This is a genomic window from Plantactinospora sp. ZYX-F-223 (assembly GCF_039649625.1).
Lineage (GTDB): Bacteria > Actinomycetota > Actinomycetes > Mycobacteriales > Micromonosporaceae > Plantactinospora.
In genome coordinates this window covers 20,408-28,759 of record NZ_JBDJAV010000074.1, presented here as the reverse complement: position 1 = coordinate 28,759, position 8,352 = coordinate 20,408, and the positions used below count along the sequence as shown (strand labels likewise).

Annotated in this window: 9 protein-coding genes and 1 pseudogene; 4 read left to right on the top strand and 6 right to left on the bottom strand. The window is 68.0% G+C overall.

The features are described from left to right. Positions 1-156: 156 nt before the first annotated feature. Complete coding sequence (locus tag AAH979_RS39790; RefSeq protein WP_346263288.1) at positions 157-573, bottom strand: NUDIX hydrolase; 417 nt, start codon at positions 571-573, stop codon at positions 157-159. A 476-nt stretch (positions 574-1,049) separates the two neighbouring features. Between AAH979_RS39790 and AAH979_RS39785 the strand changes: the two genes are divergently transcribed. From AAH979_RS39785 to AAH979_RS39775, 3 genes are read left to right on the top strand one after another with little or no spacing between them, the layout of a single operon-like run. Then, a complete protein-coding gene (locus tag AAH979_RS39785; protein ID WP_346263287.1) occupies positions 1,050-1,754 on the top strand; it encodes a hypothetical protein in 705 nt (234 codons plus the stop codon). Further along, on the top strand, positions 1,751-2,113 hold the full coding sequence (locus tag AAH979_RS39780) for a transcriptional regulator (protein WP_346263286.1): 363 nt from the start codon (positions 1,751-1,753) through the stop codon (positions 2,111-2,113). Before AAH979_RS39785 ends, AAH979_RS39780 begins: the two co-directional genes overlap by 4 nt. Beyond that, entirely contained in the window at positions 2,110-3,291 is a 1,182-nt protein-coding gene (locus tag AAH979_RS39775; protein ID WP_346263285.1) for an acetylhydrolase, read from the top strand. The genes AAH979_RS39780 and AAH979_RS39775 overlap by 4 nt, the downstream gene beginning before the upstream one ends. Before the next feature lie 186 nt (positions 3,292-3,477). On the opposite strand, the gene AAH979_RS39770 is transcribed toward AAH979_RS39775, so the two are convergent. The 3 genes from AAH979_RS39770 to AAH979_RS39760 form a co-directional block, all read right to left on the bottom strand. Further along, on the bottom strand, positions 3,478-4,854 hold the full coding sequence (locus tag AAH979_RS39770; RefSeq protein WP_346263284.1) for a permease prefix domain 1-containing protein: 1,377 nt from the start codon (positions 4,852-4,854) through the stop codon (positions 3,478-3,480). Next, on the bottom strand, positions 4,851-5,216 hold the full coding sequence (locus AAH979_RS39765; protein WP_346263283.1) for a PadR family transcriptional regulator: 366 nt from the start codon (positions 5,214-5,216) through the stop codon (positions 4,851-4,853). The genes AAH979_RS39770 and AAH979_RS39765 overlap by 4 nt, the downstream gene beginning before the upstream one ends. A gap of 174 nt (positions 5,217-5,390) precedes the next feature. Continuing rightward, entirely contained in the window at positions 5,391-6,071 is a 681-nt protein-coding gene (locus AAH979_RS39760; RefSeq protein ID WP_346263282.1) for a hypothetical protein, read from the bottom strand. Positions 6,072-6,166: 95 nt separating this feature from the next. On the opposite strand from AAH979_RS39760, the pseudogene AAH979_RS39755 reads away from it, so the two are divergent. After that, positions 6,167-6,295 (top strand): annotated as a pseudogene (locus AAH979_RS39755) (IS701 family transposase); the annotation flags it as partial. 204 nt (positions 6,296-6,499) lie between these two features. Here the strand turns inward: AAH979_RS39755 and AAH979_RS39750 are convergent. Both AAH979_RS39750 and AAH979_RS39745 read right to left on the bottom strand, forming a co-directional pair. Continuing rightward, positions 6,500-7,342: a carbohydrate ABC transporter permease gene (locus AAH979_RS39750; protein ID WP_346263281.1), complete on the bottom strand. Its 843-nt coding sequence runs from the start codon at positions 7,340-7,342 to the stop codon at positions 6,500-6,502. Next, positions 7,332-8,342, bottom strand: a complete 1,011-nt coding sequence (locus tag AAH979_RS39745; protein WP_346263280.1) for a sugar ABC transporter permease — start codon at positions 8,340-8,342, stop codon at positions 7,332-7,334. The genes AAH979_RS39750 and AAH979_RS39745 overlap by 11 nt, the downstream gene beginning before the upstream one ends. Positions 8,343-8,352 lie beyond the last annotated feature (10 nt).

Genomic DNA, 8,352 nt, shown 5'->3' with positions numbered 1-8,352 from the left:
GCGACCAGCCACACGACGGCCAAGGTCAGGTGCACGCTTCCGCCGCAGAGCACGCACGGCGGCGGGCTGCGCACGGGTCACAGAGCGTGGCGACGTACGTTCGGCACGGCTCCCGATCATGCCGATGAGCGCGCACCCCTGGCTTCCGGAGCGACGTCACGTGACGAGCACGGCGGTGAGCATCGAGAGATACGACTCGTGGGCGAGACGCAGGCTGTCAAGGTCGGACGTCTCGAACCACGCCACAGCGTCGTGCTCGTCCGGCGCGGCGTTGACGGGTGTTCCGGTCCACCTGTCGACCAACCAGATCTGCATGTCGAACGTCGCGGTCCGGATCTCATGCATCGGCGGGCCGGACGGCTTCGACGCCGTGATTCCCAACTCCTCCCGAAGCTCGCGGACAAGGCTCTCTTTCGGATCCTCCCCCTCCTCAACATGACCGCCCGGCAGGTCCCACACGTCGGGATACCAACGGCGTCCGGGGCTTCGATGACACAGCAACACCCGATCGCCGTCGCGAAGAACGGCCGTCACAATCCGGACCGGACCGGAGTCGTCAGCGGAGATCGTCATCGGCACATTCTGACCCATGCGGATCTGCCGCAGAACGCTCCCGACGCACCGGCCATATCAGCTGGCCCGATGAGCGTCCCTGGGCACGTCGCGCTTCGTGACTGAAGGTGACGTCGGCGCGGGTCGTTGGGGTCCGAGCACCCGATGACGAGCGTGCGTCTTCGTGTACGAGGTCGGTGACAGTGGGTCGTCCAAGGGCGGCGTTCGCCGCGCTCGCTCCGCAGTTCACCCTTGGGGCGCGTGCACTGACACGCAGCAGTCACCGTCCGTGTCGACCGGGGTAGACGATCGCGCGCACGACTCTGCCGATGAGCGGACACCTGATCTTGGTTCCGGTGTCGGTGTGCGACGACTTAGGTGGCGCCTTGTTGCGCGGAGCCGAGACCCGCGCGGGCTGGTACCGCTCCGGGCTGATCGTGTGGCAATCACCGAAACTCGTACTAGCGAAAATAGGTTTGCCGTGGAAACCTATTGGCATGACCACTGATTCGGTGCCCGCCGGCGGCGATCCCCGCCGGCTGCTCTCCGACGTGCGCGCCCTCGCCCACCGGGTGCGTCTTGACCAGCGGGTGACCTGGATCGCGCTGCTGGTGTTGGCTGCAGTGACGTTGGCGGCGATCCCGGTCGGCTGGTACTTCCTCGACGCCGACTGCGGGCGCGCATTCGCCGAGGGCGGCACCGGGGCGTGCTACATCCGGGGGCTGGACAGGGCGTTCTACTGGCTGCCGGCGCTGCTGCTGGCGTACACGGCGATCGCCCTGTACGCCGTGCGGGTCACCCGGGCGCGGGGGCTGGGCGCTCGGGTGCTGCCGTACGTGCTCACCGGAGTCGCGCTGGCCGTCCTGTCCGCCGTCGCGTGGCTGCTGGTGTTCCTCTACTGGCAGAGCCACCCGCTGCCGACCGAACCGTTGCCGTCCTGGGTGATGCTGCTGGACCGCCTGATCGCACCGGTAGGCACGATCGGGGTGGCGCTGCTGGTGCTGGCCTGGCTGGAGCGGCACCCCGCGCTGCTGCTGTTCACCCTCGGATATCTGGCGCTGGTGCTGGTGCCGATCGACACCTTCAGGATTCCCCGCTTCTGGGGACACGCGACGGACTTGCTGCTGCCGCAGGTCATCGGTGGCGCCGCGCTGCTACTGGGCGCGGTCGGTTTCGCGGTGGCCCGCGGGCGGCAGCGGTGACCACCGAGGCCGACATCCCCCACCCGCACGCCCCGTCCGCCCATCCGGTCACCGGCCTGGACGACGTGGTGCACCAACGGGTCAGATTGGGCATCCTCACCATCGCGCACGAGGCCCGACGGGTGGAGTTCGGCTACCTTCGCACCCAACTTGAGCTGACCGCCGGCAACCTCTCCAAACACCTCGGCGTACTCGAGAACGCCGGCATGATCGCCGTGGAGAAGGGGTACGAGGGCCGGCGCGGCCGTACCTGGATCACCCTCACCGCCGCCGGCAACACCGCGCTCGCCGAAGAGATCGCGCGACTCAAGCTGCTCATCACGCGCGTCGAGACCACCGACACCCCGGAGGGCCGATGACCATCGCCCCGACCCGCCGACACCTGCTCACAGCCGCGCTCGCCGCCGGTGTCGCCGTGCCGCTCGGCGGCGCCGGCCGCGGGTGGGCGACGCCGGCCGCGCCCGGCCCGGCACGGCTTACCCTGCCCCCGCCCACCGGGCCGCACCGGGTGGGCACCGTGTCGCTGCACCTCGTCGACAAATCCCGCCCGGATCCCGTCGCCGGCCCGGGGCGCTACCGCGAACTCATGGCCAGCGTCTGGTACCCCGCCACCCACGACGCCCGGCGTCACCCGGTAGCGCCGTGGCTGCCCGCCGCGCCGATGCGCGCGCTGCTCGCGTCCGCCGGGTTCGACGCCGACGCCGCGGCGGCACCCTTCACGGCCGGCCGTGTGGGAGCGCCGGTACTGCGGACACCCGGACGGCGGCCCGTGATCGTGTACTCCCACGGCAACGACAGTCACCGTGCCGAGGCCACCATTGTGGTCCAGGAACTCGTCAGCCACGGCTACGTCGTGGTCACGGTGGATCACACGTACGACGGATTCGGCGAGTTCCCCGACGGCCGGCTCACCGTCCCCCTTGGCCAGTCGTTCACACCGTGGGACTCCTCCTACGACCTCCGGTTCGTCCTCGACCGTGTCGAGGACCTGGCCGCCGGCCGCAATCCCGACGCCGAGCGCCGTCCGTTGCCGGCCGGCCTGGGCGCCGCGCTCGACCTGCGCCGCATCGGCATGGCCGGCTGGTCGAAGGGCGCGACCGCGACCGCCCTCGTCATGAACCAGGACCAGCGCGTCCGGGCCGGGCTAAGCCTCGACGGCCCGATGCAGTCGAACCCACCGGTCACCGAGATCGGCCGGCCGTTCATGCTGATGACCGCGGAGTACACCCGGGCCGCCGAGCCGAGCGTCAACGAGGTCTGGTCCTACTACCTGCACGGATGGCGGCTGAACGTGCACGCCGACGGCGCCGCCCACTCGTCGTACATCGATCACCAGTGGCTGATCCCGCAACTGGCGACGATCATCGGGATGAGTGACGAGGAACTCGCCAGCTGGATCGGCACCCTCGACCCGTTCCGGGCGGTACGGATCCAGCAGGCATACCCGCTCGCGTTCTTCGACCTGCATCTACGCCACCGGGGACACCTGCTGCGCGGCCCGAACCCGGCATTCCCGGAAGTGCAATTCATTCCCTGACCCAGCCATCGAGCTCCAGGGGGCTTGCCGCCGGGGCGGCCGTGGACGCCGGCGTCGCCGATGACGGTACGCGCTCCCGGAGCACTACTGGGCCGAATGTGCCTGCTTGGCACGCGAGCGTTACGACAGGCCTGTCACACCGCCAGGCGGGCGACATTGCTGTCATTTGGGGGTGGACCTTCCCGGTTAGACGTAGCTGAACAAGGGAGGAAAGACGAGGACCACGATCCAGGCCCACGCGGCGTACACCGGCAGGTAGCCGGTCTGCCAACGTTCGAGCGCCGCGAACGGCGTGCGCCGACGGATGAAGGTCAGCAGGAGCCACGCCGACCACGCGAGGTTGACCAGCAGGATGACGTTCTCGCCGAGCGCGGCCGCCCTATTGGGCGTACTGCCGTATTCGTCGGTGATGCGCCCGGTGATCTCCATCAGCACCAGCACGTCGATGGCCAACGCACTGACCACGAGCGCGAGCTGGAGTTTGTCGAACGGGCCGGGCGGGGCCAGCGGATCGCGGGCCGAGAGCGAGTAGAGCAGCAGCCCCAGCACCACGACCAGCAGGAGGTCGAACAGGATCAGCGCTTCGCGCTCGACGTCGATGCCGTGGCTGGTCCAGACGACGGCGACGAGGAAGGCGAGGAGGGCGGCCGTGAAGAGCGGGGTGAACAACCGCGTGAGGACGGGCGCGATGTTCTCGACGACACTCTGCTTGGCCTCTACGAGCCACCCGGCCACGACGACTGCGGCCGTGGCGCCACAGGGAAGGAGCCAATGCGAGATGAACTCCTCCGGGACGATTCCGATGGCCTTGAAGGTGTTGAACAGGAAGGCGGAGAGTACACCGCCGCCGAGGGCCATGAGTACCAGGTAGATGAACCACTCACCGGTGAAGCGGATGAAGTCCATGCGTCGACGGGAGGAACGCCAGTCGTCGGCGACATAGGCCAGACCGACCACGAGCCACAGGGCGATGGGGAGGTGGATGCTGGTGACGACCACGGACTGCGACTTGTCCGCCAGGGGGTAGGCATTGGCCGCCACGGCGCCGAGAGCGAACAGCGCCATCAGTGTCGCGATCACCGACCGTCGGGCTTTCCGGCGCCAGGCCAGGAACGCCGCCAGCCAGGGCAGCGCGAACAGGGTGAAGTTCCGCGCATAGAACGAGCTGTCGTCCTCAAAGCTCAGCCCGAACAGTGCCGGCACCTTGACGGACGCCGCCGCGCCCGCCGCGCAGCTGACCATGACCCACAGGTCCCGCCCGGAGCGCGTGCCGGCGACCGGGCTGCCGGGATCGGCGGTCAGCACCAGCTGTTTCCACAGCCGTTCCGAATGCTCCCGGGCGAACTCGCGGGAGAGTTCGTCGAGGCTGCCCATCCGTTTGACCGCGACCAGGAACGCCTCATCCGGGCTCAGGCCTGCTGTGACGAGCTCGTCAACGGAGCCGCGGAGGTGGTCTTCGAGCTCGTCGGCGTCGAACGGTTGCAGTTCCCTGCGGCGAAGCACGTACCGGCGCCACTGCTCGAACTGCGCTTCCAACTCCTCATGCCCGTCCTGCGCCGTCATGCGCCGCTCTCCAACGGGTTCACCGTCAGCGGCACACGGTCACGCCAGACCTCCTTGAGCGCGTCTACGACGGTGTCCCACTGCCGGCGCTGCTCGGCCAGCTCAGCCAGACCCTTGTCGGTGATGCGGTAGTACTTGCGCTTTCGCTCGCCGGTAACCGTCTGCCAGCTCGACTCCACATAACCGAGGCGCTCAAGCCGGTGCAACAACGGGTACAGCAGCCCCTCGGTCCAGTCCAGCTCGCCCCCGGACAGCTCGTTGATCCGCCTGAGGATGGCGTAGCCGTAGCTCTCGCCCTCGGTCAGGATGCCGAGCACCATCGGTGTCGCCGAGGCGGCCACCAAATCCTTAGCGACCTTCACGAGACCTCACCCAGCCCCTAACCCTAGAAGTACGATGCATAGTACTGGTAGGTATCCTCTGACGCAACGGCCGGTTACGTGCCCCTGCCAGCGGTATCCGCGATCCGCCGCCGCACGGACGCACTGTTCTGCTGCGAGGCGGGTGCCCTCTGGTCCCGACGTGACAAACCGCCGCTACATCACGGCGATCGGGTAACCGATGGCGGCGATGTCTTCCCTCAGGTCGGCGACGGCGAGTTGAGGATTGAGGGCCTGTATAACGGGGTCGGTGAGCGGCCGGTGGGCGACGACGTGCTCGACTGCCGCCCGGTCCACCTCGATCTCGTAGTAGTCGCCGGCGAACTCTACGAACCTGTCGACGATGTCGTCGAGCAGGATCTCAAGCATGCCGGACCCATCCGGCCCGATGCCGTCGTACCGCCCGCGCAGTGCAGGGAAGGTGATGCCCTCGCCGGCGTGCCAGCGGTCGTCACCAACCAACCGCCACAGCACCGCGGTGGCGAGGAACTGCCCGGACTCGTCGCAGAACGCGGGTTCCTCCATCTGCGGGCGCAACACTGCGGGGATGCCGTCAAGCAGCCCCGGCCACAACTCGTGGTCCGGATCGCCGTAGGGCGACATTGCCGACTCATGATCAAAGACCCGGATGAACGCGCCGTCGGCGGTGAACGCGATGGCCCACTCGTCGCCGCTGCCGTTGCTCATCAGCGCCGCCTCGTCCGTACCCCAGGTCGAGATGTAGGCGTAGTAGGCGGCGCCGCCGTCGATGATGCGTTCAAGCACGGCCAATGCCTTGCAGCGCTGCCGCAGCCGGTCGATGGAAGGCAGCCTGGCGGCGATGTCGTACGCGGTCACCGGGTGACCCTACTTCGGGGCAGGCAGCGGCTCGATCGCCCACCTGACCGGGCGCTGGCGGTGCCTATGCGCCCTCCGATATCGCGCACTCAGTTGGCCTGGACCAGTACCAGGTGCCGCGTTACGACGCCTGGTACCGCCACATAACCCTCGTACTGGTGGCCCACGCCTACCTCGCCGTCACCACCGCCCACGCTCAAAGGGGACACCCAACCCGATCATGAACAGCTCATCCCCCTCACCCTCGGCGAGGTCCGCCGTCTCCTGGCACACCTGATCACCACCACCCGACCCTTCGAACACACCCATCGATGGTCACGATGGCGACGCCGACACCAGTACCGCGCCAAACAAGCCCACTACCAGCGAAGACACCGAACCAACCAGATACGGCTGGAGTATTAGGCGGATTCGGGAAGGGAAGCCGGCTAACCCTTCAGGCCGGTGTGCGCCAGCCCCTCCACGAACTGCTTCTGCGCGATCACGAAGACCAGCAGCACCGGAATCGCGGTCATCGACGCCGCCGCGAGCTGGACGTTCCACATCGGGCCGCCGTACACGTCGACGAACTGAGTCAGCGCCTGCGGCAGGGTGAACTTCTCCGGCGAGGAGAGGTAGACGATCGGTTCGAGATAGAGATTCCAGCTGTGCAGGAAGGTGAAGATCGCCACCGCCCCCAGCGCCGGCCGGGCCAGCGGCAGCGCGATCCGGTAGAAGGTGGCGAACCGGCCCAGCCCGTCGACCCGGGCCGCCTCCTCCAGCTCACCCGGCAACGCGAGGAAGAACTGCCGCATGATGAAGGTCGCCAGCACGCTGGGCGCGCCGAGGATCGGCACCAGGATCAGCGGCCAGTGCGTGTCGACCAGCCCCAGCTTGAAGAACATCTGGAACAGCGGGACGATCGTCACCTCGCTCGGGATGAGCAGGCCGGCGAGGACCACCAGAAAGAGCAGGTTCTGGCCGCGGAACCTGATCCGGGCGAAGGCGTACCCGGACAGTGCCGACACCGCCAGCGTGCCGAGGGTGACCACCAGGGCGATGTACATGCTGTTCAGGTACTGCTGCCCGAACGGTTGGAGCTCGAAGACCCGCTGGTAGGCGTCGAAGCTCACGCTGGTCGGGATCAGCTTCGGCGGGAAGGCGAAGATGTCGGCCACCGGCTTCAGCGACGAGGTGACCATCCACCAGGTCGGGAAGACGAACGGCACACAGAGCACCAGCAGTACGCCGTACAACCACAGCCGGGCCCGCCGGGACAAATTACGACTCATGGAACACCCACCTCTTGCGCATCTGCCACTGGAGCACGGTCAGCGCGAGCACGATGACGAAGAGCAGGATCGACAGGGTGGCGCCGTACCCGAAGTGATGGAACTGGAATGCCTGCTGGTAGAGGTAGTAGACGAGCACCGTGGTGGAGGTGCCCGGCCCACCCTGGGTCAGCACGGCGATCTGCGCGAAGACCTGCAACGAGCCGACCACGGTGATGATCGACGTGAGCAGGATCGTCGGGCTGATCAGCGGTACGGTGATCCGCCAGAACTGGCGGGGCCGGCTCGCGCCGTCGACCTCGGCGGCCTCGTACAGCTCGGCCGGCACCCCCTGGAGCGCGGCCAGGAAGAGCACCATGTTGAGGCCGACGTTCTTGAAGACCTGGACGACGATGACCGACGCCATCGCGGTCCCCTCGCCACGCAGCCAGTTCGGCCCCGAGATCCCGACCATGTCGAGCAGCCCGTTGATCCCCCCGTTGTCCTGGAGCAGGAAGCCCCAGACGATGGTCCAGGCAACCAGCGACACCACCACCGGGGAGAAGAACAGGGTGCGGAAGACGACCGTCCCGCGCAGCCGCTGGTTCAGGAGTACGGCGAGCAGCAGGGCCAGGCTGAGGTTGAGCACCACCAGCCCGACCGAGAACAGCCCGGTCGCCCGCAGCACGGACGGCAACGTGCTGTCGTCCGCCAGCGCCTGGTAGTTCTCCGCGCCGACGTACTCGAAGGTGCCGGCCAGCACGTTCCACTCGTGCAGGCTGTACCACACCACCAGGACCAGCGGCAGGATCACGAAGACCGCGCTGCCGAGCAGTTGCGGGGTGACGAAGAGGTAGCCGGCCAACTGGTCGCGACGCCGGCTGGTCCAGTACGGCCGGGGCCGGCCAGCCGTGCCGCCGGATCTGGAGCTGCCGGCCCGGCCGGAGGCACGCCCGCCGGGCCGGTCGCCGGCGGCGGGCCGGGGTGCCAACCGGCCCGCCGCTTCGTCCGTCTGGGACATCGTCCGGCTT

Bases quoted from the DNA above. Each gene is read 5' to 3' on its own strand.
- AAH979_RS39750 (WP_346263281.1), bottom strand. From the start codon at position 7,342: ATGAGTCGTAATTTGTCCCGGCGGGCCCGGCTGTGGTTGTACGGCGTA.
- AAH979_RS39785 (WP_346263287.1), top strand. From the start codon at position 1,050: ATGACCACTGATTCGGTGCCCGCCGGCGGCGATCCCCGCCGGCTGCTC.
- AAH979_RS39775 (WP_346263285.1), top strand. From the start codon at position 2,110: ATGACCATCGCCCCGACCCGCCGACACCTGCTCACAGCCGCGCTCGCC.
- AAH979_RS39790 (WP_346263288.1), bottom strand. From the start codon at position 573: ATGACGATCTCCGCTGACGACTCCGGTCCGGTCCGGATTGTGACGGCC.
- AAH979_RS39770 (WP_346263284.1), bottom strand. From the start codon at position 4,854: ATGACGGCGCAGGACGGGCATGAGGAGTTGGAAGCGCAGTTCGAGCAG.
- AAH979_RS39745 (WP_346263280.1), bottom strand. From the start codon at position 8,342: ATGTCCCAGACGGACGAAGCGGCGGGCCGGTTGGCACCCCGGCCCGCC.